This is a genomic window from Clostridium sp. CS001 (genome assembly GCF_020443565.1).
Taxonomy (GTDB): domain Bacteria; phylum Bacillota; class Clostridia; order Clostridiales; family Clostridiaceae; genus Clostridium_AD.
Genome location: NZ_JAIZZN010000005.1, coordinates 130,002 through 155,757, shown reverse-complemented (window position 1 = coordinate 155,757; position 25,756 = coordinate 130,002). Strand labels below are relative to the sequence as shown.

Annotated in this window: 31 protein-coding genes and 1 riboswitch; of the genes, 25 read left to right on the top strand and 6 right to left on the bottom strand. The window is 31.4% G+C overall.

The genetic code is table 11. The features are described from left to right. Positions 1-128 precede the first annotated feature (128 nt). The 6 genes from LGK97_RS05660 (at position 129) to LGK97_RS05635 (ending at position 5,313) form a co-directional block, all read left to right on the top strand. Positions 129-590 carry a pyridoxamine 5'-phosphate oxidase family protein gene (locus tag LGK97_RS05660; protein ID WP_226258776.1) on the top strand — a complete coding sequence of 154 codons (462 nt, stop codon included), beginning with the start codon at positions 129-131 and terminating at the stop codon, positions 588-590. 37 nt (positions 591-627) lie between these two features. Then, a complete protein-coding gene (locus tag LGK97_RS05655; protein ID WP_226258775.1) occupies positions 628-1,470 on the top strand; it encodes a CPBP family intramembrane glutamic endopeptidase in 843 nt (280 codons plus the stop codon). A 287-nt stretch (positions 1,471-1,757) separates the two neighbouring features. Next, complete coding sequence (locus LGK97_RS05650; protein ID WP_226258774.1) at positions 1,758-2,948, top strand: ABC transporter substrate-binding protein; 1,191 nt, start codon at positions 1,758-1,760, stop codon at positions 2,946-2,948. Beyond that, positions 2,932-3,807: an ABC transporter permease gene (locus LGK97_RS05645; RefSeq protein ID WP_226258773.1), complete on the top strand. Its 876-nt coding sequence runs from the start codon at positions 2,932-2,934 to the stop codon at positions 3,805-3,807. Before LGK97_RS05650 ends, LGK97_RS05645 begins: the two co-directional genes overlap by 17 nt. Positions 3,808-3,813: 6 nt before the next feature. Next, on the top strand, positions 3,814-4,623 hold the full coding sequence (locus LGK97_RS05640) for an ABC transporter permease (protein ID WP_226258772.1): 810 nt from the start codon (positions 3,814-3,816) through the stop codon (positions 4,621-4,623). 21 nt (positions 4,624-4,644) lie between these two features. Then, positions 4,645-5,313: an ABC transporter ATP-binding protein gene (locus tag LGK97_RS05635; protein WP_226258771.1), complete on the top strand. Its 669-nt coding sequence runs from the start codon at positions 4,645-4,647 to the stop codon at positions 5,311-5,313. Between the two features lie 70 nt (positions 5,314-5,383). On the opposite strand, the gene LGK97_RS05630 is transcribed toward LGK97_RS05635, so the two are convergent. Beyond that, complete coding sequence (locus LGK97_RS05630; RefSeq protein WP_226258797.1) at positions 5,384-5,644, bottom strand: spore coat protein; 261 nt, start codon at positions 5,642-5,644, stop codon at positions 5,384-5,386. Positions 5,645-5,677: 33 nt separating this feature from the next. Continuing rightward, entirely contained in the window at positions 5,678-5,887 is a 210-nt protein-coding gene (locus tag LGK97_RS05625) for a hypothetical protein (protein WP_226258770.1), read from the bottom strand. 288 nt (positions 5,888-6,175) lie between these two features. On the opposite strand from LGK97_RS05625, the gene LGK97_RS05620 reads away from it, so the two are divergent. From LGK97_RS05620 to LGK97_RS05610, 3 genes are all read left to right on the top strand, one after another. Continuing rightward, positions 6,176-7,207 carry a glycosyltransferase family 4 protein gene (locus LGK97_RS05620; protein ID WP_226258769.1) on the top strand — a complete coding sequence of 344 codons (1,032 nt, stop codon included), beginning with the start codon at positions 6,176-6,178 and terminating at the stop codon, positions 7,205-7,207. A 4-nt stretch (positions 7,208-7,211) separates the two neighbouring features. After that, positions 7,212-8,201, top strand: a complete 990-nt coding sequence (locus LGK97_RS05615) for a lysylphosphatidylglycerol synthase transmembrane domain-containing protein (RefSeq protein WP_226258768.1) — start codon at positions 7,212-7,214, stop codon at positions 8,199-8,201. Between the two features lie 71 nt (positions 8,202-8,272). Then, positions 8,273-9,457: a glycosyltransferase family 4 protein gene (locus LGK97_RS05610; protein WP_226258767.1), complete on the top strand. Its 1,185-nt coding sequence runs from the start codon at positions 8,273-8,275 to the stop codon at positions 9,455-9,457. A gap of 125 nt (positions 9,458-9,582) precedes the next feature. Here the strand turns inward: LGK97_RS05610 and LGK97_RS05605 are convergent, their stop codons facing one another. Next, entirely contained in the window at positions 9,583-9,768 is a 186-nt protein-coding gene (locus LGK97_RS05605) for a hypothetical protein (RefSeq protein WP_226258766.1), read from the bottom strand. 196 nt (positions 9,769-9,964) lie between these two features. Here LGK97_RS05605 and larC point away from each other — a divergent pair, with 196 nt between their 5' ends. The 4 genes from larC to larB all read left to right on the top strand — a co-directional run bounded on the left by larC (position 9,965) and on the right by larB (position 14,106). Beyond that, the gene (gene larC, locus LGK97_RS05600) at positions 9,965-11,281 is read left to right on the top strand and encodes a nickel pincer cofactor biosynthesis protein LarC (protein WP_226258765.1); all 1,317 of its coding nucleotides are present in this window, start codon (positions 9,965-9,967) and stop codon (positions 11,279-11,281) included. Between the two features lie 104 nt (positions 11,282-11,385). Continuing rightward, positions 11,386-12,297, top strand: a complete 912-nt coding sequence (locus LGK97_RS05595; protein WP_226258764.1) for a transposase — start codon at positions 11,386-11,388, stop codon at positions 12,295-12,297. Positions 12,298-12,557: 260 nt separating this feature from the next. Continuing rightward, positions 12,558-13,343, top strand: coding sequence for an ATP-dependent sacrificial sulfur transferase LarE (gene larE / locus LGK97_RS05590; protein WP_226258763.1), 786 nt, complete (start codon positions 12,558-12,560; stop codon positions 13,341-13,343). Positions 13,344-13,359: 16 nt separating this feature from the next. Beyond that, positions 13,360-14,106, top strand: coding sequence for a nickel pincer cofactor biosynthesis protein LarB (larB, locus tag LGK97_RS05585; protein ID WP_226258762.1), 747 nt, complete (start codon positions 13,360-13,362; stop codon positions 14,104-14,106). Positions 14,107-14,175: 69 nt separating this feature from the next. Here the strand turns inward: larB and LGK97_RS05580 are convergent, their stop codons facing one another. Continuing rightward, complete coding sequence (locus LGK97_RS05580; protein ID WP_226258761.1) at positions 14,176-15,303, bottom strand: glycosyltransferase family 4 protein; 1,128 nt, start codon at positions 15,301-15,303, stop codon at positions 14,176-14,178. Positions 15,304-15,472: 169 nt separating this feature from the next. On the opposite strand from LGK97_RS05580, the gene LGK97_RS05575 reads away from it, so the two are divergent. The 4 genes from LGK97_RS05575 (at position 15,473) to LGK97_RS05560 (ending at position 18,651) form a co-directional block, all read left to right on the top strand. After that, positions 15,473-16,483, top strand: a complete 1,011-nt coding sequence (locus LGK97_RS05575) for a CotS family spore coat protein (RefSeq protein ID WP_226258760.1) — start codon at positions 15,473-15,475, stop codon at positions 16,481-16,483. A 4-nt stretch (positions 16,484-16,487) separates the two neighbouring features. Then, positions 16,488-16,712: a hypothetical protein gene (locus LGK97_RS05570; protein ID WP_226258759.1), complete on the top strand. Its 225-nt coding sequence runs from the start codon at positions 16,488-16,490 to the stop codon at positions 16,710-16,712. An 80-nt stretch (positions 16,713-16,792) separates the two neighbouring features. Continuing rightward, positions 16,793-17,563 carry a hypothetical protein gene (locus LGK97_RS05565; RefSeq protein WP_226258758.1) on the top strand — a complete coding sequence of 257 codons (771 nt, stop codon included), beginning with the start codon at positions 16,793-16,795 and terminating at the stop codon, positions 17,561-17,563. A 32-nt stretch (positions 17,564-17,595) separates the two neighbouring features. Then, complete coding sequence (locus LGK97_RS05560) at positions 17,596-18,651, top strand: CotS family spore coat protein (protein WP_226258757.1); 1,056 nt, start codon at positions 17,596-17,598, stop codon at positions 18,649-18,651. Positions 18,652-18,742: 91 nt separating this feature from the next. Here LGK97_RS05560 and LGK97_RS05555 read toward each other — a convergent pair whose 3' ends face one another. Beyond that, the gene (locus LGK97_RS05555) at positions 18,743-19,870 is read right to left on the bottom strand and encodes a glycosyltransferase family 4 protein (RefSeq protein ID WP_226258756.1); all 1,128 of its coding nucleotides are present in this window, start codon (positions 19,868-19,870) and stop codon (positions 18,743-18,745) included. 140 nt (positions 19,871-20,010) lie between these two features. Here LGK97_RS05555 and LGK97_RS05550 point away from each other — a divergent pair, with 140 nt between their 5' ends. From LGK97_RS05550 to LGK97_RS05520, 7 genes are all read left to right on the top strand, one after another. Further along, entirely contained in the window at positions 20,011-21,015 is a 1,005-nt protein-coding gene (locus LGK97_RS05550) for a CotS family spore coat protein (protein WP_226258755.1), read from the top strand. A 143-nt stretch (positions 21,016-21,158) separates the two neighbouring features. Then, a riboswitch (cobalamin riboswitch) is annotated at positions 21,159-21,342 on the top strand. 180 nt (positions 21,343-21,522) lie between these two features. Then, entirely contained in the window at positions 21,523-22,425 is a 903-nt protein-coding gene (gene cbiQ / locus LGK97_RS05545) for a cobalt ECF transporter T component CbiQ (RefSeq protein ID WP_226258796.1), read from the top strand. A gap of 12 nt (positions 22,426-22,437) precedes the next feature. Further along, positions 22,438-23,265: an energy-coupling factor ABC transporter ATP-binding protein gene (locus tag LGK97_RS05540; protein ID WP_226258754.1), complete on the top strand. Its 828-nt coding sequence runs from the start codon at positions 22,438-22,440 to the stop codon at positions 23,263-23,265. Between the two features lie 66 nt (positions 23,266-23,331). Continuing rightward, on the top strand, positions 23,332-24,084 hold the full coding sequence (locus LGK97_RS05535) for an energy-coupling factor ABC transporter permease (protein ID WP_226258753.1): 753 nt from the start codon (positions 23,332-23,334) through the stop codon (positions 24,082-24,084). Then, positions 24,084-24,404 carry an energy-coupling factor ABC transporter substrate-binding protein gene (locus tag LGK97_RS05530; RefSeq protein WP_226258752.1) on the top strand — a complete coding sequence of 107 codons (321 nt, stop codon included), beginning with the start codon at positions 24,084-24,086 and terminating at the stop codon, positions 24,402-24,404. Before LGK97_RS05535 ends, LGK97_RS05530 begins: the two co-directional genes overlap by 1 nt. A gap of 65 nt (positions 24,405-24,469) precedes the next feature. Continuing rightward, on the top strand, positions 24,470-24,610 hold the full coding sequence (locus LGK97_RS05525; protein ID WP_226258751.1) for a hypothetical protein: 141 nt from the start codon (positions 24,470-24,472) through the stop codon (positions 24,608-24,610). A gap of 20 nt (positions 24,611-24,630) precedes the next feature. Then, positions 24,631-24,792, top strand: a complete 162-nt coding sequence (locus LGK97_RS05520; RefSeq protein ID WP_226258750.1) for a hypothetical protein — start codon at positions 24,631-24,633, stop codon at positions 24,790-24,792. Between the two features lie 46 nt (positions 24,793-24,838). Here the strand turns inward: LGK97_RS05520 and LGK97_RS05515 are convergent, their stop codons facing one another. Continuing rightward, positions 24,839-25,306, bottom strand: a complete 468-nt coding sequence (locus tag LGK97_RS05515; RefSeq protein ID WP_226258749.1) for a metal-dependent transcriptional regulator — start codon at positions 25,304-25,306, stop codon at positions 24,839-24,841. A 168-nt stretch (positions 25,307-25,474) separates the two neighbouring features. On the opposite strand from LGK97_RS05515, the gene LGK97_RS05510 reads away from it, so the two are divergent. Next, positions 25,475-25,714, top strand: coding sequence for a FeoA family protein (locus LGK97_RS05510; protein ID WP_226258748.1), 240 nt, complete (start codon positions 25,475-25,477; stop codon positions 25,712-25,714). Positions 25,715-25,756 lie beyond the last annotated feature (42 nt).

Here is a 25,756-nt window from a genome sequence, read left to right as displayed (position 1 = left end):
TAGGTCATTTTTAAGGATTATATATTATTAATAATATATAACCAATATTACCACTAAATTCATATATTATTTTATAATATTTATGTTACACTTATAACTATAAGATATGAAGGGACAGTGATAGTACAATGAAAGCAATGAGGAAAATTGAAAGGCAAATGAGTGATACGGAAGCTCTTGAACTTCTAAAAAGAGGTAAATATGGTATACTTTCAACTTGTGGGGTGGATAATCAACCTTATGGAGTGCCTTTAAGCTATGTGGTTATAGATAAGAATATATATTTTCACGGCGCAAGTGTTGGTACTAAACTAAATAATATTAGTGAAAATGATAAAGTGAGTTTCACAGTAGTTGGAAAAACAAAGATTTTACCAGACAAGTTTAGTGCAGAGTATGAAAGTGTAATAGCTTTTGGACGAGCAGTAACCTTAAACGAAGAAGAAAAATATGAACCGCTTATTGAGTTTATAAAAAAATATAGCCCAGAGTTTATGCAAGAGGGACAGTTATATATAGATAGGGCAAAAAAAGAAACTACATTAATTAAAATAGAGATATATAGCTTTAGTGGTAAGCATAGAGTATAAGAAAGAATATTAAAATAAGCTTAGAGAGTGTGATATAATGAAGGTTTTAAGAAACATAGAAAATGGGACTACAAGTATTAAAAAAATGGGAATTGTTAAAACATTTCTTGTATTACTTCTATCAGTCTTATTGGAAACGCTGGGACTAATACCAATAACCATTTTAAATTTATTTTCAGAAAGCTTTGGAAAAGCAGCGCCCTATATAGATTTTTCTTTAGGTATTTTAGTGAAATATGTGGTTATTGTGATTTTACTAAAGTGGTTTAGTAATAAGACAGGTGAGCAAAAAACTAAACATCACTTTGGGCCAAGAAGATTTATTTATACAGCTTTGATAATTATAGCCTTCCGAATGATATTTGATAACAGTTTAACTTTGTTGATTAGCGATATAACTGTGCCTGATTTTATAAATGATGCCTTCGAAGAATTAGCGGTTTCACCAATTATATTAATACTTAGTGTTGCTGTTGTAGCACCTGTATATGAAGAGGTTATTTTCAGAGGGATACTGTTAAAAGGAATGTCTAAAAAGATAAATCCAGCTATAGCACTTATAATATCTGCACTATTCTTTGCATTAGTGCACATGAATATCCCTCAAGGTATAAATGCATTTTTACTCGGTATAGTAATTGGAGCTATATATTTAAAGACAGGATCAATTTATTTAAGTATATTTGCACACTTCACAAATAATATTCTAGCTATTACGATGTCTTCTCTATTTATGACAATAGCAGGCAAGTATTCTATGGTAGCACATGGCATATTTCTTATTATAGGAGTGATACTTTTGGTGATATCTTGTAAAGGATATAATCAAAATAAGATGGAAGAAAATCCAGAGATATATAAGCAATTTGTAGAAATGTAGATTATTTAAAGAAAGCAATTATTTCATAATGAACCACCACGCTATGATTATTAATGCTATCATAGCGTGGTGGTTTATTTGTATTATATAAATCTATAGATTGGAATGCATCTATATGAAAATGAAATAGAAAAAGATAGGTTAAGCATTATAAATTTTATTTTTAATGATATAATTAATCTCAATGTTAAAAAGATTAGGTATATGAAAGCGAATAGGGGAATTCTTCAACTGATTATTTATTTTCATATGCCTAACATAAAAAATAAATACAGGTAGGTGTTTTTGTGAAAAAAAGAAGTGCGGTAATAAGTTTAATGGCTCTAATTGCTATTTCAGTAATATTTGTATCTTGTGGTCAAAAGCAAGACAATAAAGAAAAAATGGTGAGTATGTATATGTGGGGAGGCAGCGAATCTATAAATAAATATATGGACACATGGGTAGCTCCTAAATTAAAGGAAAAGGGAATAATATTAAAGAGAGTACCAGTAACAAATATAAAAGATACTGTAAATAAGTTAATTACTGAGAAGCAAGTTGGGAAAGGTGATGGAAGTGCGGATATACTTTGGTTAAATGGTGAAAATTTTAGACTTTCAAAAGATAGTGGAATTTTATCAGAGCCTTTTGTAGATACATTGTCAAACTATAATGAATATGTTGCAAAGGATTCCCCTGAGGTAAAATACGATTTTGGTGAAGAAACTAATGGACTTGAAGCACCTTGGGGTAAAGCTCAATTTGTTTTCATATATGACTCTGAAAAGGTTAAGAATCCTCCTAAATCTTTTGAAGAGCTAAAGATATGGATAAAAAACAATCCGGGGAAATTTGCTTATCCAGCTTCAGATGATTTTACTGGAAGTGCATTTTTAAGACAAGGATTGTTTGAACTCAATGGAGGATATGAAAAATTCATGGCAGATTTTAACGAAAATGTAATGATAGAAGCGTCAAAGCCATTATGGAGTTATCTTAATGAAATAGAGCCTTCTCTTTGGCAAAAGGGCAAGACCTATCCAGAAAGTTTGGCAAAGCTAGATATGCTTTATTCTAAAGGTGAAGTATGGATGACCATGGGATATGATGAAGCAAGAGCAGAGAGTGAAATAAATAAAGGAACCTTTCCAAAGTCTACAAAAACATTTGTGTTAGATAAAGGAACCTTATCAAATACTCATTTTTTAACTATACCATTTAACTCAACTCAAAAGGAAGCAGCAAAGGAAGCGATAGACTTCCTGTTATCGCCAGAAGCACAAATAGCAAAATTTGACCCTACTAATTGGGGAGATGGATTGGCAATAGACATTAACAAGTTATCAGCTGAAGATGTTAAAAAAGTAAATGCAATGGACAGGGGTGCCTCAACATTAAGTTTAGAAGTACTTCAAGGCCATAGAACACCAGAAATTAAGGCTGATTATGTAGAGTTTCTCGAAAAAGGATGGCTAGACAATGTGGCAAAAAAGTAGGCCTTATATACTAATTTTACCCTCGTTAATAATTATAGGAATAATATTTTTTGGAGGATTAATACTAGGACTACTTCAAAGTCTAGGGCTCATGGATATAGGTGGGAGTTCACATTTTACCATAAATGCATATAGGCAACTTATATTGTCAAAGGATTTTATAAATTCCTTAGTTCTAACCTTAAAGGTGGCAATGATTTCAAGTGTTTTATCAGGAGTTTTAGCAATAATATTGGTTAGGATAATGTTTATTTTAGGTGAGAACAAAAAAACTGCTGTTTATAGGAAAGCCTTTATGGCTCCAATGTTGGTTCCACATGTTACTGCAGCATATCTTATTATGCTTTTGTTTATGAAAAGTGGGTGGTTATCTAGTATATCCTATTCAATAGGAATAACTAGAAGTATGGATGGATTTCCAAGTGTTGTTAATGACCTTAATAGTTTAGGAATCATTCTAACATATGTATGGAAAGAAACCCCCTTTATAATGCTTATGCTTTTTCCTATAATAAGTAGAACTAAAGATTCTTGGCTAGAAATAGCACAGGTTTTTGGAGCTAGGAGGCAGGAGTTTTTTAAAGAAATAATGCTACCTTTAATGATTCCAACATGGATATCTTCGGTGATTATAGTATTTGCTTTTACTTTTTCCGATTTTGAGGTGCCCTACTTATTAGGAGTAACATATCCAAAGTTTATTTCTGTGTATTCATATAATATGTACTATAATGGTCAAATATCAGATAGACCGGTAGCTCTAGCAGCAAACTTTATTTTAGCAGTTATCACAGCAATGCTTGGGATCTTAGCATATAAAGTAGCTAAAGGAAGAGATATTAAGGAAGCGAGATGGTAAAGCAAAATGAAAAGGCGTAAAAGGGTTAAGTACTACATTACAATAAGTATTCTTTTGTTAGTTTTTTTATTGCCCTTTATACCTTTAGTTATAAACAGTGTTGCTTATGATTTTAGATGGCCAAGTGCGATTCCACATAAAGTAACATTAAGGGCGTTTAAATATGTTTTTCACGAAAATCTAAATACTTTTCAAGCAATTTTTAACACCTTAATTATTGCAGTTTCTGTAGTTATTATAGATATTGGGCTAGCTGTCCCAGCAGCATTTTCACTAGTAAGATATGAATTTAAAGGAAAGTTTATAATAAAAGGGCTTTTATTTGCGCCTATTATTATTCCATCTTTCACTGCAGTTATGGGGATGTATGTAGTCTTTGTAAGGCTTGGATTAACGGGAACCATGTATGGAGTTATTGTAGCACATATTTTGCCTACACTGCCTTATATGATAAAGGCTTTAATGGTGAGCTATGGAACACTGGATTCATCACTAGAAGAACAAGCTGCAGTGCTTGGAGCCAGCGCGATTTCTAGGTTTGTTTATGTAAGTCTTCCACATATACTTCCAGGTATAGTTGCAGGGGCTAGCCTTACTTTTTTAATTTCTATTAGTCAATATTTCTTAACCTTTCTAGTTGGTGGGGGGGAAGTTGAGACTATAGCGATAGTAATGTTCCCTTTTATAAATGGAGGAGACAATGCAATTGGTTCGGTATATGGTGTGTTATTTTCTTTTTTAGCAATAATAAATTTAGTTTTAATAGATTTTATGCTTAAAAGGTACTATAAAAAGAGGTACTTTAAAATTATTTAAGAAGATTTTAGGAGTGGTTTTATGGCAAAGCTAGAGCTTAGGAATATTTGTAAGAAGTATGGGTCAGAGCAGGATGAACCATTTTTGCTTTCTAATATAAATCTAACTATTGAAGATGGGGAGTTTCTATCTATTTTAGGAGCATCCGGTTGTGGAAAGACAACAATATTACGAACTATTGCAGGAATCGTGCCCCCAGATAGTGGTAGTATATTTGTAGAAGACATAGACAATACAAATATACCCATCGAGAAAAGAAATTTTGCATTGGTAGCTCAGGAGCCGCTACTATTTCCAAATATGAACGTTATAGAGAATGTAGCATTTGGGCTAAAAATGAAAGGCATTAGCAAAAATGAAAGGGTTGTTAAAGCAGAAGCTATCTTAAATAATCTTGGATTGAAAGGCTTAGAAAAGAGATTTCCCACCCAGCTAAGTGGAGGAGAAAAACAAAGAACGGCTATAGCAAGGGCTTTAGTTGTGAATCCTAAGGTGCTTTTAATGGATGAGCCTTTTAGTGCGTTGAATGAAGAGTTAAGGTTAGAGATGAGAGAACTATTGCATAAGATACATAAAGAAAATAGAGTTACAATTGTATTTGTAACTCACTTTAAAGAAGAAGCATACTTTCTTTCTGATAAAATTGCCATTATGTCAAAAGGAAAGATAGATGAGATAAATGTTATATAAATATAAAAAAAGCCTCTTACATTTTATTTTAGTGTAAGAGGCTTTTTCAAGTTAATGGAGAGTTAGAGTATTATTTTAATTCACCCATCATTTGAGTTGCTTCGCTTTTTAATTGTTGAACATCACAATCTGGAGCATCTTTAGTTGGATACCATCCCTTTTGCTTCATAGCTTCAAATATTTTATATTGGATGTTTTGATCATTTGTAAAGTTCCCAATTAGTGTATTTCTCAAGTTTTGACAGGAAGCTTCGGTTATTCCTGTACTATAAGCAGAAATAACTTGTTTTTCTGTAGCAAGTAAATCCTGCATTAAATCTTTTTCTGACATCATTGTATTCATATAGATCCCTCCATTTACATATTATTGATGAGAGTCAAGGTAAGTTTTTAATGTATTGAAGTTTTGTTTGTGTGTTTGGCTAGATTCGTTACAAAGGTTTTTTAAATTTTGGTCTGTACATTGTGATCCATATTCATTAAACTTTTTATTGAGTAATGCTTCATAACCTAATTGATCTTTAATAACCTTTAGGTTGTTACTTTCTATTTGTTTATCTGTAGTATTATTCATAATAATTATTACCTCCAATTTTTTATTTAAGTGACTACAAGAATATTATATACACTTTAAATTTTAATATGGGTGGTAAGTTAAGGAATATGAAATTACAATATTGATATCAATTAAGAACGTTAGCTTAAAACAGATCATAAAACGTATACATAAGCTGTTATAAATATATTTTTATGGTAAACCGGAAAGATTTAAGAAGGATTTAAGGTGAATTTAATCAATACTTAATAATATTAGGGTACAATAAATATAGTGATAAGGTTAAATTAGATGGGAGTGACTGTTATGACTACTATCAATATGCTTTCCTCAGCAGATAAAGTAAAAGGTCAAGGAGTGGGATCAGCTTATTTAGAACAGGTAAGCTTAGTTCAAGAGGGACTCGGAACGGAATATAAAGTTATAATAAATAAAATGGCAAGAACAGAAATAATGCATTATCATACTATTGATTTAAAGCATTATTTAAGTATTCCTTTTGCCAAGAGAAAAGGTGTAGCAGTAGGATATGTGCATTTTTTGCCGGAGACTATTGAAGGAAGTATAAAATTACCCAATTTGATTAAAAAGATTTTTTATAAATATATTATAAGTTTCTATAACAGTATGGATTATCTAGTTACAGTAAATCCAAACTTTATAACTAAGCTTGAAGCTTACAATATTGATAGGAAAAAGATTACTTATATACCCAACTTTGTTTCTACGGAAAAGTTTTATACGCTTTCACTAGAGGATAAATATATAGCTAAGGAAAAGTTGAAAATTGCAAAGGATGCGTTTGTTGTACTTGGAGTAGGACAAATACAAACTCGAAAAGGCGTTATGGATTTTATTGATATTGCAAGAAAACTCCCAGAGGTACAATTTATTTGGGCAGGTGGATTTTCCTTTGGTAATATTACTGATGGATATAAAGAATTAAAAAATGAAATGGATAATGCACCGAAAAATATTTTATTTACAGGAATAGTTGAAAGAAATTTGATGAATGATATATATAACATAGCAGATGTACTTTTTATGCCATCCTATAATGAGCTTTTTCCTATGTCAATACTTGAGGCGATGAATACGTCCACTCCAATATTGCTGCGGGATTTAGAGCTATATGAGGATATTTTATTTGATTATTACTTAAAGGAGCATGATAACGAAGGGTTTATACGATCTATAAGAAAATTAAAAGATGATGAAGATTATTACAATCAAGCTAAGGAAAAAGCTATAAGAGGGCACAATTTTTATTCGAGAGAGAATGTACTTGCTATGTGGAAAGACTTCTATGAAAAGGTATGTCGAATAAAAGGAAGGTAAGTTAATGAAAAATCACAAACTTAATTTTATTGTGGGAATAGCATCTGGGTTTATATTTATATTATTAATTATTTTCACAAACGGATGGATGGATTTAATTCATCAAATGAAAAACCTACAAGTTCGTTGGATAGTTGTAGCAGTTCTTGCAATGATACTATGTTGGGTTCTTGAAGCTAAAACATTGCAAACAGTTATATTTTTAATGAAAAAAGATTATAAATTTAAACAAGCATTTAAAGTAACTATGATAGGACAATACTTTAATTCAATAACACCATTTGCATCTGGTGGTCAGCCAATGCAGCTATATACACTAACAAAGCAAGAATTGGGAGCTGGTAGTTCAGGGTCTGCCCTTATGATTAAATTTATTGTATATCAATCAATACTAACTATATACTCATTAATACTTATACTTTGGAAATCAGCTTTTTTTAAAAGCAAAATGAGTAATTTATTTTACTTGATAGGCATAGGATTTACGGTTAATGCCAGTGTGATTTTATTTTTAATTATATTTTCAAAATATCGTAAGTTAACACATAAGTTAATAATAGGCCTATCTAAGATATTAGGAAAACTTAAATTGGTAAAGAATATTTCAAAACTTGAATCGCACATTGATGATAACTTGGACCAATTTCACGATAACATAGATATAGTAAGACATAGTAAAAAGTTAATGACTAAAGCTGTTCTTTATACAATAGCTCAGCTAACAATATATTTTAGTATACCTTATTTTATTTATCTTAGCTTTGGAATGAAAGGTGCTAGTATAGATAGTATGATTGCTGGAACTGCATTTGTAATAATGTTAACTGCGTTTATACCATTGCCTGGAGCTGTGGGTGGAGCAGAGGGAGCCTTTTACATGTTCTTTACTTTATTTTTTATGTCTACAAATATAATGGCTGCTATATTATTATGGAGATTGATTACATTTTACTCCTGTATAGTCTTTGGATTTTATGCCGTTATGAAAAATTAAAGGTTAGATATTAATACATGCTAAATAAATATATTTTAAGAGGAAATCATTGTATTTAAAGGGGATATATTATGAATATTGGAATTTTCACTGATGCTTATTACCCACAAGTAAGTGGGGTAGTTACTTCTACTATGATACTGAAAAGTGAATTAATTAGACTTGGGCATAGTGTAACCATTATTACAGTTACACATCCAGATGTAGAAGAAATGGAAGGTATTATTAGGCTACCTAGTATACCGTTCTTTCTTTTACCGTCTCAAAGAGTTGGGGTAATATACTCACGTAAGATTATGAATAAGATAAAGGAATTAGACTTAGATATAATACATACGCAAACAGAGTTTAGCATAGGTATATTTGGAAGAATAGTTGCTAAAAAATTGGATATTCCTGTAGTTCATACTTATCATACAATGTATGAGGATTATGTGCACTATGTATCTCGTGGGATAATGATTAAACCAGCATCTGAACTTGCTAAGAAAATAAGTAAGCTATACTGTAGGGATTGCAGTGCTATAATAGTACCAACTACAAAGGTAAAGGATGCATTGTGGCAGTATGGGTTAAGAAGGCACATAGATGTAATACCAACAGGAGTTGACATTGAGCCTTTTAAGAGAAGTAATTACAATGATCAAATTATCCGCGATGAAAAGAAATTTCTTGGAATAAATGAAACCCAGCCAGTGATTTTATTTATTGGGCGATTAGCAAAAGAAAAAAGTTTAGATGTAATTATAAGTAGTATGAAGGAACTAACTAACAAAATACCTAGTTGTAAGTTGTTAATTGTAGGTGATGGACCAGAACGTGAAAATCTACAAGAGTTATGTAAGGAGCTAGAAATTGAAAATTCAGTAGTGTTTGCAGGTGAAAGGCCATATGCAGATATTGGAAAATATTATCAGCTAGGAGATGTATTTGTAGGAGCCTCACTAACGGAAACGCAGGGATTGACCTTTGCAGAAGCTATGGCAGCACAAGTGCCTGTAGTGGCTAAGTATGATAAGAATTTAGATGGTATAATTGAAGATAAGGTTAATGGAAGATTATTTTATAAAGATGAGGATTTAGCTGAAATATTGTATCAAACCTTAATGAACAAAGAGGGATCAATGATAATGGTCAAAAATGCTTATGATGGAATAAGACCATTATCGTCTACATGCTTTGGCGAAAATGTTGAGAAGGTTTATATGGAAGTTGAAAAACAAAACTATATGTTACAAAGTGAAAAAGTGACATAGTACGTAACAACAATAATCATTTAGGATATTGTGAAAGTGAAAAAAACCGTATAGGGTAATAATATAAAAAACCAATTACTTTACCATGAGTATATTCAAGGTAAAATCATTGGTTTTTAATTTATTTAAAGTTCTTTGTCACAATTCATAGGTCCGCATATATCAAAATCTGAATCTGATGGTGGCTGCTCATAATAATCTTCTTTTTTAATCTTTTTATCTTCTTTTAATTCTTCTGGGATTATTATAGTAGTTGCCTTATCTGACTTTTCAGGAATTATTGGGTTAGATACTTTATCCTTATTTATCATTCATAATCCACTCCTTTTTAATATTATATATCTAGTTATTTAACTATAACTCTAATATAAAAATATATCAACTAGTATTAATAATTATATGCAATTAATTATTAATTAAAGAAGAATTTTTTTATATATATTTGTCCAATAATATTTGATTATTTGGTACAATGTAATAAATACAAAAGAAACGGAGGAACTGAAAATGAAAACACTTTACTATGATTGTTTTTCTGGAATTAGTGGAGATATGAATTTAGGAGCATTACTAGACTTAGGTGTAAATGAGAAATATTTAATAGATGAATTAAGTAAGTTGAATGTAAATGAATATGAAATAAAAGTGTCAAAAGGCATTAAAAAAGGCATAGAGGGAACTAAGGTAGATGTAATTTTACAAGAGTATTCTCATGAACATATACATGAGGGGGATGGAGGTGAACACTCTCACAGGGATAATGGCAATGATCATAATCATAATAATCACACTCACACTCATAATCATGATGGACAAAGAAATCTTAAAGACATTGAGGAAATTATAGATAGCAGTGGGTTGAACTCTAAAGTCAAAGAATTAAGTAAAAAAATATTTATGAAGGTTGCAGAGGCTGAGGCAAAGGTTCATGGGAAATCGCTATATGAAGTTCATTTTCATGAGGTAGGTGCAGTAGATTCTATTGTAGATATAGTAGGGGCTGCCATTTGTTTAAACATTTTAAATGTTGATAAAGTAATGAGTTCATCCATAGAACTTGGGGGTGGATTTGTTAAGTGTGCTCATGGAGTTATACCAGTACCAGCACCTGCCACAGTGGAAATTTTAAAAGGTATACCAGTAAAACTTGGAGCTGTAGCCTTTGAGACAACAACACCTACAGGTGCGGCAATTTTAGCAGCCACTGTAGATGAGTTTCAAGATGATAAGAATTTTATTATAAATAGAATAGGTTATGGTATAGGAAATAGAGATACTGAAATCCCTAATGTACTAAGAGTTATGCTAGTAGAAGAAGTAAATAGTGAAATAATTAATAATAATAATAATGAATTGGAGCAAGTAAATAATACTAAATGTGATAATGAAGTAGAACAGCAAATTATTGAATGTAATATAGACGATATGAATCCAGAGTTATATGAGTTTATTATTGATAAGCTTTTTGATGAGGGCGCATTGGATGTATATTTAACTCCAATTATAATGAAAAAAGGTAGACCATGTGTTAAGATAAGTGTTTTATGTGAAGAAAGCAAAGGAGAAAAGATTGAAGAAGTATTATTTAGGGAAACAACTACTTTTGGAATAAGAAGTTTTAAAGTAAATAAGACAATGCTTGAAAGGAAATTTACTAAAGTAAATACTAGTTACGGTGAAGTTACTGTGAAAGAAGCTTATTACAAAGGCGAGAAGATAAAAAGTAAATTTGAATATGAAGAGTGCAAGAAAATAGCTGAAAAGAGAGGGGTATCTGCAAGAGAAGTATATGAAAGTTTAGGGAGAGAGTTGGGAAAGGCTTAGGGACAGTTAACAACTAAGTGAACTATTGGCATAAGAATATGAATATCATCTCGAAACATAGGCAAGAATGTAAAGAAAAGTTTATGAAGAGAGGGAATTCTTTTATGGCAAGAAAGGCAAGATTAAAAGCAGAGGACGCTATATTTCATATTATGTGTAAAAGTATCACCGAGGTAAATTTATTTAGAGATGATGAAGATAAGAATAAATATTTGTTTCTTATAAAGAAATATAAAAAGCTCTATAATGTTAAAATCTATGGATACTGCCTTATGGATAACCATGCACATTTGTTGGTTGATTCTAATGGTGCAGATATATCAAAAGTCATGCATGGGATAAATTTTTCTTATGCAATGTATTTTAATAAAAAGTATGAAAGAGATGGTCATCTCTTTAAAGATAGATTTATGAGCAAGATAGTAGATAATGATAGGTATTTGAAGACCGTATCACTATATATACATAACAATCCTAAGGATATAGTAGGGTTTAAAGATTGTCCTGAAAAATATTCTTTTTCTAGTTTAGCAATATTTATAGGAAAAGGACGGGATCATTTTAAATTAGTTGATTATGCTTTTATCATGAGTTTTTTTGGAAATAATCTTAAAAGTGCAAGAAAAAATTACTATAATCTTGTTTTTGGATGCAACGAAGAGAAAATGCAAGAAGAAATTGAATTTGGAAATGAAGAAACAGAATATAAAAGTGGAAGGAAGATACTTGTAAGAAACTTTAAGCCTGAAGATATAATAGAGTTTATAGTATCAAAGATGAATGTATCAAAAACTTACGTTCACATGAAGTATAGTAGAAAGCTTGTACAAGCAAAAGCATTAACGGTTGTACTAATGAGGAGCCTCTGCAATTTTAAATCTATCGATATATCTAATATATTTGGAAATATTACATCAGCTGGAATATCAAGATTAAGCACTATTGGTATAGAATTAATTGGAAGTGAAGAAAAGTATGAAAATGTCATTAGCGAATTTATTAAATGTTATGCTTAGTAATAATTCATTAATGTATTGCAATAGACAAGAAAGTTTTTAAAAAAATAGACAACTATTTTTGTTTCTATACTATAAAGTCGGACAAGTATAGGCAAATATACTGTTTTGTTAATGCCATAACGCGATAAAAATAAAAATAAGTGTTTAAGTCATGGATTAAGCAATGGATAGGTACAGGCCTTTGCGAAAAAACTTGTACAAATATAGATGACAAAAGATTGTTAACCGTCACCAACAAGTTTTAAATGGAGGTAATTATGTTAAAAGAGAAATACAATAATTTAATAAGCTACTTAAAAAATCTTGGCAGTGTTGCAGTTGCATTTTCAGGAGGGGTAGATAGCACTCTATTACTGAAAGTTTGTAGTGATGTGCTCAAGGAAAATGTGCTGGCTATTATGGTAATAGCACCATACACTCCTAAATGGGAAGTTGAAGAAGCTAAAGTTTTGCTAAATGAGTTTGGTGTTAAATATAAATTCCTTGAAGTAGAGATGATTGAGGAAATAAGATTTAGTCCTAGAGATAGATGTTATATTTGCAAAAATGCTATATTTACTAAAATAAAAGAAGAAGCAAAGGCATATGGAATATGCAATGTTTTAGATGGTACAAATTTTGACGATACTAAGGATTATAGACCAGGACTTAAGGCTCTTAAGGAATTAAATATAATAAGCCCTCTTTTAGCAAATGAAATTACAAAGGCCGAGATAAGAAGTTTATCTAAGGAGCTTAAGCTGCAAACTTGGGATAAACCTGCTTATGCTTGCCTTCTGTCAAGGATACCTTATGGACAAGAAGTGATTAAGGCAGAACTTGAAAGAATAGAAGCAGCTGAAGTATATTTAATGTCACTAGGTTATACTGGTGCTAGGGTAAGAAGTCATGAAGACTTAGCAAGGATTGAATTACCAAAGAAGTATTTCATCAAAATTTTAAATGAAGAAATACTAGAAGAAATCTCAATGAAACTCAAAGAATTGGGATTTAAATATGTAACGCTGGATTTAGAAGGATATAAGATGGGAAGTTTAAATTGAAAAAGGTGGTGAGTATATGAATTCAGAAGAGATGAAAAGGTTTCTTAAGTCAATAAAGGATGGGGATATATCCATTGATGATGGCGTAGATAAATTAAAAGATTTGTCATATTCAGATTTAGGCTTTGCAAAGATAGACAATCATAGAGAACTAAGAGTTGGATATCCTGAGGTTATATATTGCGAAGGTAAAACAGTTGAGCAGATAAAAGCCATAGTTACATTAATGCTTACTAAGGATGTAAACATTCTTGGAACAAGGGCTTCAAGGATAATGTATGAAGGGGTAAAAGAGATATATAAGGATACCGAGTATAATGAACTGGCTAAAACTATTGTAATTAAAAGAAAGGAAGTGCAGCGACCAAGTTCATATATTGCATTAGTAACGGGAGGAACTTCTGATATACCAGTGGCGGAAGAAGCTGCCATTACAGCAGAGATTTTTGGGAATACTGTTGAAAGAGTATATGATGTAGGGGTAGCTGGTATTCATAGGCTATTTGAAAACTTAGATGTTATAAGGGGAGCTAAAGTGATTATAACTGTGGCAGGAATGGAAGGTGCCCTAACTAGTGTAGTTGGAGGTCTTGTGGATAAGCCAGTTATAGCTGTTCCAACCAGTGTAGGGTATGGAGCTAATTTTAAAGGACTTGCTGCATTATTATCCATGTTAAACAGTTGCTCTAGCGGAGTTAGTGTTGTTAATATAGACAATGGCTTTGGGGCAGGGTACTTAGCAAGCATTATTAATAAACTTTAATAACATAGCAGAGGATAATTAAATATTAAGAGTTTGCAATAAGGGGTAGCTTAAAAGCTACCCCTTATTTTAAGAAGATTTAAGGTTATATACACTCTCATAAGCTTTAAGCGTGCTTCGTGCAGTGTTTTGCCAAGAGTACTCTTTAGCTCTTTTTAATGCCTTATAGCTTAATTCTTGTCTTAATTTTTCACTTCCAAGCAAGTTACCTATGGCAAAAGATATCTCTGAGATATCATAGGGGTTTATTAGAATTCCACCGTCTCCAACTACTTCTGGAATAGAGGTAAGATTAGATGCTATTACGGGAGTTCCGCAATTCATTGCCTCAAGTGGTGGAAGACCAAAACCTTCGTAAAAAGAAGGATATATAAAGGTATCACAGCCATTATAGAACATAGGCAAATGCTCCTCTGGCACAAAACCAGTAAAAATAACATTAGAGTCTATTTTCAGTTCGGCGACAAGCTTTACTAACCGTTGACTAGGATCTTTATAGTCACCAACAATTACTAAATTATATTTTTTATCTAAATCTTTATAAACTTTAGAAAAAGCAATTAAAGCAGAAGCAATATTCTTTCTTTCGCTAAATCCTCCTAGGTAAAGTATAAATGGATCTGCTAAGTTATATTTATCTTTTAGAAAGTTTCTACAATAGATTTTGTCTTTTGGTACATATTTTTTATCTGCAGCTAAAGGAGTTACAAAGATTTTACTTTCATCTATAGGAAAGAATTTCAAGATGTCTCGTTTTGAAAATTCAGATACAGTTATTATCCCATCGGAACCACCTATAATCATGGGCATTTCTTTTAAAAATTTTATTAAGTATCCTTTGCCTACTGTTTCTGGCATAACATATGGAATTAGGTCGTGTATGGTGGTTATTTTTTTGCAGGATACCTCCTGTGAAAAACCTATGCCGTTTTGAGGCATATGATATACATCTATGTTTTCTTTAGATATATTTTCTGGGAAATAGTAATCCTCAAAGAATCTCTGTTGTTTTTTAGAGGTCATTACTATTTTGCAGTTTTCTCTTTTTATACTTTCATAATCATTACCTGACCAAAAAACATGGTAATTATTCGTATCATCTATGTTAATTAAATTTCTAAGTACATTTTCTGTATAAGTTCCTATGCCAGTACCACTATATAAATTGATGCCCCTAGCATCAATTGCGATTCTCATTGGGTTCACTCCTTAAAATTAATGAAAAACCATATATTTATAGTTGAAGAACTGCTTAAAAGATAACATACATTAATATATTATTTTCACTTGAAAAGTGTGCTATTTAAGCACAAATTATTTAGCAAGTCCATATACTGAAATAGAACAATATTTCGGAGGAATTCATTTGGAGATACAAGAATTAAAAGAAATAGTGAAAGAAAATTATTCCCTATACATTGAAAATATAGAGAAGATAAAAAATGTATACAGAATAGAAACTAAAGATCAGATGTATTGCTTAAAAATCATTAATTATGACTTTGGGCATTTTTTATTTATTATCGCTGCAATAAAGCATTTGCAAAGCAATGATTTTAAAGATATACCACAGATTATTAATACTAAAGATAATAAGGAATATATAGCTCTTGAGAATAAATATGCATACCTAACGCCGTGGCTAAATGCAAGGGAGTGTAATTATGATAATCCTGTAGAAATTAAATTGTGCACTTCAAAGCTTGCAGAGCTTCACACAAAGAGTTTGAATTTTAAAGTTACACCTGACATGAACCCTAGGGTAGGATGGCTTAAATGGATAGAAACTTTCAAAACCAGAAAAAACGAGATATTAGATTTTAAAAGAAGAATAAATGAAAAGCCACATAAAACAGAATTTGATAATTATTATTTGAAAGTAATGGGGGAGGAGTTAGCAAGGAGTGATAAATCTATAGATAACTTATGCAAAAGCGAATATATAATTAAGATGAATGAAGAAATTAAACATAATGGATTCTGCCATCATGACTATGCCCATCATAACGTGTTAATAGGGGCAGATGGAGGGGTGAATATCATTGATTTTGATTATTGCATCTTAGACACTCATTTACATGATCTAAGTAGTCTTCTAATAAGAAGAATGAAAAATGGTAAGTGGAATATAGAAAATGCACTTATTATAATGGATGAATATGATTCTAAAAATTTAATATATAAAAGTGATATAGAAGTAATGGCAGCATTTATGGAGTTTCCACAAGAATATTGGCAAAGAGGAATCCAATATTACTGGGAAAAGAAGGCTTGGGGCGAAGAGTTTTTCCTAAGGAAGCTTGAAAAGCTAGATGAGGATAGAGTGGATAGGCAGATTTTTATTGAAAAGTTTAGACAATTAAAATATGGGAGGTAGTATTATGGGTAAAAGCAAAGAAGATGCGTACATGGACGAAAGCCAAATTGACATAATTCAGCCACAGGAATCCACTGTAGAAGAATATGATATGAAGCTTGATAACTTAAAGGAAGAAGTTAAAAATCTGAAAAAAATAAAAAAGAGACAAAAGAAACTTAGGGAGTTAGAATTTGAGCAAAGAGAGATATTAAAGAAAATGGATAAGAATTATAAAAAGAGTAGATAACCTTTGGATATTTATATAGTAGTTAACTGATATATAAATACATCTAATATATTAAATATACTTAATTAGAGGTGGTGCTAATGACAATAAGCATTTACAATGATTTTTCTGATTATATGACATTCAACGGAATTAATAATGTAGAAAGGATTGAAGTAGAATTTAAATATAAAAATACAAAGATAGGCATAACTGAAGGGTTAATAATAAATCAGTTTGATGCTATGCGTGATTTTCATGAAAAGGCTATGGGGTTTAACGGTTATGTGAGGAATAAATTGAATAACAATACAGGGAAAGTTGTAGAGGAATATAAAGTATCCATTAGGAAGCTATCTGCAGACATAAATATTATTAAAAGCAATGGAGCTAAGAATTCTTTTGAAGAATTGATTGTTAAATATGGTGATAAATTTATAAATAAAGGGGAGGAGTGCATAAGAGAAATATACAAATCAGATTATATAGGGATTATTACAAGAAGTATGAGGCGTACAGAAATATGCCTAGGGGATACAGACTTTAGAAACCTAGGAAAGGATAACCTTACTAATGTGGTTAGCTTTGGGAACTGTAGCTACAATATGTTGGAAATGGACTGTTTTTTCTTGCTTAGTAGACTAAAGAGAAAAGGTATGAAGCTTGATTTTAAAAAGCTTGCTAAAGAGTTTTGTTATATTGAAGGACTAAATGAAAATAGCTCAGAATTTTTAATTGCTTTAATTTCTTACCCTTATGAGTTTGTGAGATGTTGCAATAAGTATAGGGTAGGTAAAAATAAATGGAATGAAGAAAAGTTTCCAGAAAAACTTATAAAAACTATAATTGAAGAAAGGGATTTTTTACCCTAATTTAGAATACCATGACTTAAAGAGGTGATAAGATGTTAGATGTTAGATATAAAGATAAAGATTACTTAAGTAAATATGATCTAGATGTAAACTTATTTAGTGAATTTGATTTAGTGGTTCATGATGTTATTCCAGTAAGAAAGGTATTTATACTAAATAGTGATAAAGGTGATAAGGTTTTAAAAAAAGTTAGTTATGATGCTGAGCAGCTTGAGTTTATTAATTATGGTATGGAGTATATTAGAAAGAATAATTTTGATAGAATCATTCAATTTGAAAAGACAAGAAAACAATGCATATGTCTTCCTTGGAACGGTGACATATATTGTATTATGAATTTAATGGAGGGGAGAGAGTGCGAGTATAGCAACCCTGTAGATGTTATGCTTACATCTAGAGCGCTAGCAGAGCTCCATAGAGCATCAGAGGGTATTATATATGAAGAGGGATTTTCGCAGCTATTAGCAAAGAACCCGAAGCGATACCTATGTGGTAAGGCGATAGAAAATTTCAATAGAAAGTTAAAAGAGCTCACTCTTTTTAAAGAAATAGCAACTTTATCTGAAAACAAAAGTGAATTTGATTGCATATTTTTAGAGCATGAAAAGTACTATGAGGAAAGTATAATACAAAGTATAAGGGAGCTAGAACAATCAGAGTATTATAGTTTATGTAAGGAGAAAAATAAAGTTGTATTCTGCCATCATGACTTAGCTCACCATAATATATTGATTAATGAAGAAGAGGTGCACTTTTTAGACTTTGATTATTCTGTTATAGATTTAAAGATACATGATATTTGTAATTTTACAAATAAAGTAATTAAGGATTTTGCCTATGATATAGAAAAATGTCATAGCATTTTAAGGGAATATTCAAAGGTAACCCCATTAGATCATAGGGAGATAAAAGTATTATACAGTATGCTTAGCTTTCCAGAGGACTTTTATAGCATAGTTAGAGATTATTACACAAGGAAAAAACAATGGAGTGATGAGCTATTCCTAAGTAAATTAAAGAAAAAGGTTGAGTGTGAAAAATATAGAGAAGATTTTTTAAAGGCTTTTAAGAATTATTATAAATGCTAAATGAATAACCCCCATAGTGATAAATACACTAAGGGGGATTTTTCTAGTGCCACCCACGTGGCAAGTTTGACTTTATATTTGCTTAATAGAGTTATTTATTTAACAATATGTGTTTATAAGCATCTAGAGTAGCTGAAGCGGTATGTTCCCAAGTTAAATCAGCAGCCCTCTTTAACCCTTTTGTTATAAGACATTGCCTTAAGTCACTATCAAGGAGAGCATCATACATCTTTTCACTTAAGTCATTAATATCGTATGGATTTACAAGCAAGGTGGAATCCTTAACTATTTCAGGAATGGAGGTGACATTGGAGGCAATCACAGGTACACCACAGGCCATGGCTTCAATAGGAGGTAATCCAAAACCTTCATAAAAAGAAGGATATACGAAAAGCTCGCAAGCATTATACATAAATGGAATGTGATCCATAGATATAAAACCAGGGAAAATTACTTTGTCTTCAATATGCAGAGATTGTGCTCTTTTTTTATACATGTCATATGACTTGCCTTTACTACCTGCAACGACTAGCTTAATATCCTTTTTTAGCTTTGGTAAAAGAAGACTAAAGGATTCTAATAACCCAATAATATTTTTCCGAGGACTAAACCCGCCTATATAAAGAATATAGTCTCCTGTAATAGAATAATTCTTTTCAATGATTGATTTACTAATAACTTTGTCATAAGGTTTATAAATATCCTCACTAGCTAAATGAGTTACATATATTTTTTCCCGTGGGAAGTTGAAGGCTTTAACGATATCTTCTTTTGAGTATTCTGACACTGTGATTATTCCATCACATAAGGGGATAATATTAGGTAACTTTTCATTGAAAATTTTTAGATATTGCTCTCCAACAGTATCTGGCATCTTATAGGGAATAATATCATGTAAAGTAATAACGAAGGGGCAATTTTTAGTTATAGGTAACCCAATACCATTTTGAGGAACGTGATATATGTCCATGGAATTGTCTATTAATTTGTTAGGTATATTTACTTCATTCCAGAAGTTATTTTGATTATCTTGCTTAATGTTTTTTACATGAAAGTTTTTTTGAAAGGGAATGTCTAATTTAAAATTATCTGGGAGGAAAAGTAAATAGTCATTATAATTGTCAATTTTATTTAAAGAGTGAATTAGTTGATAAGAATAAGTTCCTATACCAGTTCCCCTATACCATTTTGCAGCTCTAGCATCAATCCCAATTTTCATTTTACTACTCCTTAAATACTGATTTAATTTGTCCATATACTCTATTATATTAAAGGTGCGCATAAATGTTATTAAAACATATAAGAATTTATTCTAAAAAAAAATATTTGTAATATAAATTATAAAGGGGGGTGAGTAATATGATGAGAGAATTTGAAATAGAAAGACAATATGGTATAAAAATAGAAAGTATACGTCCTAATAAAGGAGTCTATCTTTTGAAGACAGATGATGGAGCTAAATGTCTAAAGAAGATAAATTATGGGACACAAAAACTTTTGTTTGTATACGGAGCCAAAGAACATCTTATAAGTAAAGGGTTTGATAAAGTTGATAGATATTTTTTGAATACTGAAGGAAATCCTTATGCCTTAGTTAATGAAGATATCTATACTCTTTCTGAGTGGATAGACGGTAGAGAGTGTGACTTTCACGTAGAGGAGGAATTAGTTCAAGCTGCAAAAAAGTTAGCTTATATGCATATTGCATCTAAGGGCTATGAACCACCAGAAAATAGCAAGCTAAAAACAGACCTTGGAAGATGGCCACACTTAATGGAAAAGAGGATAAAATCCTTTGATAAAATGAAAGACATGATTAGAAAAAAGAAGAACTTTAAAACTGACTTTGATATTAATTATATTAAAAGCATGGATGCGCAAAAAGAATTAGGAAAAAGAGCTATGGCTATATTAGATGATTCTAGGTATTTTGACATATGTAGGCAAACTGAAGAAGAAAAAGGATTTTGCCACCATGACTATACTTATCATAATATTGTTATTGATAAAAATAATGATGTTAATATAATTGATTTTGATTATTGCAAAAGAGAAGTAAAAGCATATGATTTATCTAATTTTTTGATAAAGGTGCTTAAGAAGCAGGATTGGGACATAAAGTATGCTGAAATAATATTGCAAGCATATAGCAGTGTAAATCCTCTGTTAGAAGAAGAGTACAGGCTCATATATGCATTCTTGGTATTTCCACAACGCTATTGGAGGCTGTGTAATAGGTATTACTATAATGAAGTTACATGGGTTCAAAATACCTTTAACAAGAAGATAGAGGAGTTAGTTTCTGAAAGAGAAAAGTCTATGGCATTTATTGAAGAATATAGGAAAGCCTTTAATCAGAGGTAGTATATGCAGTAATGCCATGTAAATAAATTATTTGCATGGCATTTATAATTTATGAGCTTAAGTTCCCTAAGTTTTATAATGGACTAGTTGTAAATTTTTATTAATACTGTTATAATAAAATTATATGTGAAAGAATTATAAAAATGAAATAATAAAATATAGGTTTAATTAAAATTAATTAATTAAAAGGGAATCAGGTTAAAATCCTGAACTATCTCGTAGCTGTAATAGATGAATTTAAGTACATTATGCCACTTGGAAACGGGGAAGGCGTACTTAAGTAATGATTCTTGAGTCAGAAGACCTGCCTATATTTTGCACCATAAACTCTACGAGTGATAGAGAGGGCTTTATAATGAAGATTTGTTTGCTGATTTCATAGAAATAAGCATATTTTCAAGCGTTTCCTTTTAACACTTTAGTTAAAGGGATTTTTTGTTTTGTAAATACAACTATTCTATAAACCGTCAAAATGAATCTAACTCATCATTAGGTAGGAGATGTGAAATGGGGAAAATCATTATTTTATGTATCATATTTTTGTTGGCTATTTTATTCTTCAAATGGAAACGTAAAGGTTTGCGCGCGAATGGTGATGGTACGACTTACCATCACCATAGAATCGGACATAAACATGGCGAAGGGTTTTCAATAGATTTTTATGCGTATGCTTCACAAATCAGGCACTGGAATCCAACATTTAAAGTAGCCTTTTCCGTTGTAATACTGATTCTTTGTATTACACTAGAAAACCCCTATGTATCTGCTTTGATTATAATTGCAATGGCGTATTTAACCATTGTTAAAGGGGGACTTCAGGCGAGTAAGTATTTATCAATACTGAAAATTCCCATGGTATTTATTCTACTTGGAACATTTACCATTGCCATTGATTTTTCAAGACAGCCAATGGGCCAGTATAACTTATATCTTGGGCTTTGCTATGTTTTTACTTCTCAGGATAAAATTAAGGAAGTAGTATTCTTGATTTTAAAGGTTTTTGCAGCTGTAAGTGCGCTACAGATGATGACACTTTCAACGCCATCTTCTGAGATTATCTATGTGCTTCGGAAGGCACACGTTCCAAAGCTTATTATAGAACTGATGAATCTTATTTACCGTTACATATTTATTTTAATGGATACCTATAGTAAAATGAAAAATTCTGCGGAATCTCGTCTGGGATACTGTGATTTTAAAACTTCTTGTTATACATTTGGGAGCATAGCAAGCAATATGCTGGTTGTTTCGCTGAAAAAGGCAAACACTTATTATGATGCTATGGAGTCCAGATGCTATGACGGGGACCTTATATTTTTGGAAGAAAGTAAAAAAGTAGAACTGATACAGATTATCTCGGCAGTAGCATTTATAATTTTTTTGATTTTAGTTTGGAGTTTTACAAGATAGAGAGGGGATATTATGGGGAAATCAATATTAAGTATAGAAAATCTTCACTACATCTATGGAAATGGAAAGGCTGCGCTGGATGGTGTAAGCGTGGATATATATGAAGGTGAGAAAATCGCTGTCATTGGTTCCAATGGATCTGGAAAATCAACATTTTTCTTAAACATAAACGGTGTATTTACACCAGAGCATGGAAAGATATTTTATAGGGGTGCTGCCGTTAATAAAAAGAATTTGAAAGAGCTTCGAAAAAATATTGGAATCGTATTTCAGGATGCGGACAATCAAATAATTGCATCTACAGTTAGGGCAGAAGTTGGATTTGGCCCCATGAATTTAAAGCTTTCAAAAGAAGAGGTACTTGAGCGAGTTGAAGAGGCGCTGGCATACATGAACATATCAGATTTCAAAGAACGTCCACCACACTATTTAAGTGGTGGTGAAAAAAAACGTGTTACCATTGCAGGTATCATTGCTATGAAATCAGAAATTATTATTTTTGATGAACCTACTGCATCACTAGACCCCTTAAATGCATTGATGTTAGAAGAGGTTCTAGAAAAGCTTGGCTTGGAGGGGAAGACAATGCTAATTTCCACCCATGATGTGGATTTTGCATATAGATGGGCGGAGCGGGTTATTGTATTCTGCGAAGGGAAGATTATTGCAGATGGAACACCCTTAGAAATTTTTAAGAATAAGCCCATTTTAAAACAGGCAAATTTAAAACAACCAACCATGCTTGAAGTATATGAATTACTTGTAGAGAAACATTTGCTAGAAGATGCAAATGTCTACCCCAAAGGTATTAAAGAATTCAAAGAAATACTTGAAAAATAGGTGGTTTGCTAAGTGCTTTAGCTTAGTTTAATATAAAATAAAAACAAAATAAGGGGGAAAAGCAAAATGAATCAAAAAGAAAAGAGAATTATATTTGTTGCCATAGCTTTTGCATTGTTCTTTGGAGTCTCTTCCACAGCAAACGCTATGCATATTATGGAAGGATATCTTCCACCAAAGTACTGTATTATATGGGGTGCTATATGTGTTCCATTCTTAGTAGCAGGCTACTTATCAATTAAGAGAAAACTTTCTCATAGTCGTAAATCTATTACCATTCTTGCTATGGCAGGGGCTTTCGTTTTTGTGCTATCATCTTTAAAGATTCCATCCGTAACAGGAAGTTGCTCACATATGACTGGTACCGGACTTGGGGCAATTTTATTTGGACCTTTAGCAGTAAGTATTCTAGGACTTATTGTACTACTTTTTCAGTCAATATTACTTGCCCATGGAGGACTCACTACTCTTGGTGCTAATACTTTTTCAATGGCTATTGCTGGACCATTTGTTTCTTATGCAATCTACAAATTATGCAAAAATCTTAAAGTAAATAAGTATGTAGGTATTTTTTTGGCAGCGTCACTTGGTGACTTATTAACCTATTGTGTAACAAGCATTCAACTTGCAGTTGCATATCCATCTGTAAGCGGAGGGGTGGGAGCATCAGTAGCTAAATTCCTTGCAGTATTTGCACCAACACAGATTCCACTGGCAATAATTGAAGGTATTCTTACTGTTGTCATTATTATGGGTCTTGAAACATATGCAAAATCTGAACTTACAGATCTTGGATTTCTAAACGGAGGTGAAAATTAATGTCAAAGATGAAAAAAGTTATAATTTTATTAACTATTGCTGCTTTGATTGCAATTATACCATTATTTGCGTTAAAGGGTGCTGAGTTTGGTGGATCTGATGATGCAGGAAGTAAGGTGGTTTCACAGATTACAGGTACTGAGTATGAGCCTTGGGCTACACCGATTATGGAAACTTGGATTGGTGGAGAAATACCGGGTGAGATTGAGAGTTTATTATTTTGTCTACAGACAGCTATTGGAGTTGGAGTTCTTTTCTTTTTTCTAGGAAGATTTGTAGAGAGAACTAAAAAAGAAAATAAAGAAAATAAAGCAAAGTGAGTAAATACTGGATTTAAACCTTGGCATACTAATTATTCATTCATATGATGGGAGGCGTTATAAATATGGATAAGATAAATAAGTTAATAAAGTTTTCATTAAATAGTTTATTTAATGATACGTATTTAAATTTAAAAAGAGCAAGTGCATATGGGTGCTTCCCTGAACCACCTCAAATTCTAAAATTAGGATTAAATAATATTTAGGGTTTGAAGGGAGAATTAATATGAATATGTATAGAAACTTAGGTGAAAAATCTGAAACGAATATAACAGGAAATATTGGCGCAGATAAGATTATTATGGCAGAGATTAATAAAAATTCTGTTGTAAATAAAATTCAATTAAAAAAGATTTTGTGGAAAAAATTTAAAGAAACATTTAGATAAAAGTAAATGAAGATGCCACTATTATTTTTAATAGTGGCATCTTCATTTACAAATGTGTTTTATAAGCTGTATATCTTTCTAATATATCTATATTATTTCTAAAAAAGTCATGCAAGATCTCCATGTTTTTCACTGTGCCCTCGGTAATAATATGCTCTATAAGTTCTGTCTGAATCAACACATCCTCCTTGCCACCCATAAAAGACAAAAAGCTTTCTATTATATTATGCCTTTTTAACAGGTACTCACCTATTTTTTTGCCCTCATCTGTTAGAGTTACAATCCCATACCTTACATAGTTTACAAATCCTAACTCACCAAGTTTTTTTACCATCTTTGAAGCAGAAGAATCCTTAACGTTTAACATTTGTGCAAGTATATTTATTCTAATATAATCTTCATTTAGACTATTCCTATATATCATCTCAAGATAGTCCTCTAATGCAGGGGTAAGTAAATTTTTATCATATCTTTGTAATTCATATCCACGGACAGTATGAAATCTGTCATCCATTTAATCACCGCCATTATTTTAATTTATATTTATATATATATTCGTAACATTTAAAAGTATTTAACATATTTTAGTGTAGGGAAAGTTTTTTTCCCAGCAGCAAATGATTTCATGAAAATTTTAGATATAAAATAATGGGTTTTAAATTATAGAGGAGGTTTATTCTATATGAATAATTGTTATATTCCACTTAGCTCATTACCACTTGGAGAAAAATGCAAAGTAAAGAAACTTGTTTCCGATGGATTATTAAGAAGAAGGTTGTTGGACCTCGGACTAATTAATGATACTGTTGTAGAATCTTTGCAGAAAAGCCCATCAGGGGATCCTGTTGCTTATCTTATTCGCGGTGCAGTGATTGCACTTCGTAGTGAAGCAGCATCCATGATATTAGTAGAAACAATTTAGGTTAATAATCATTAATCTGTTTATCTAAATGCAACATTTTTT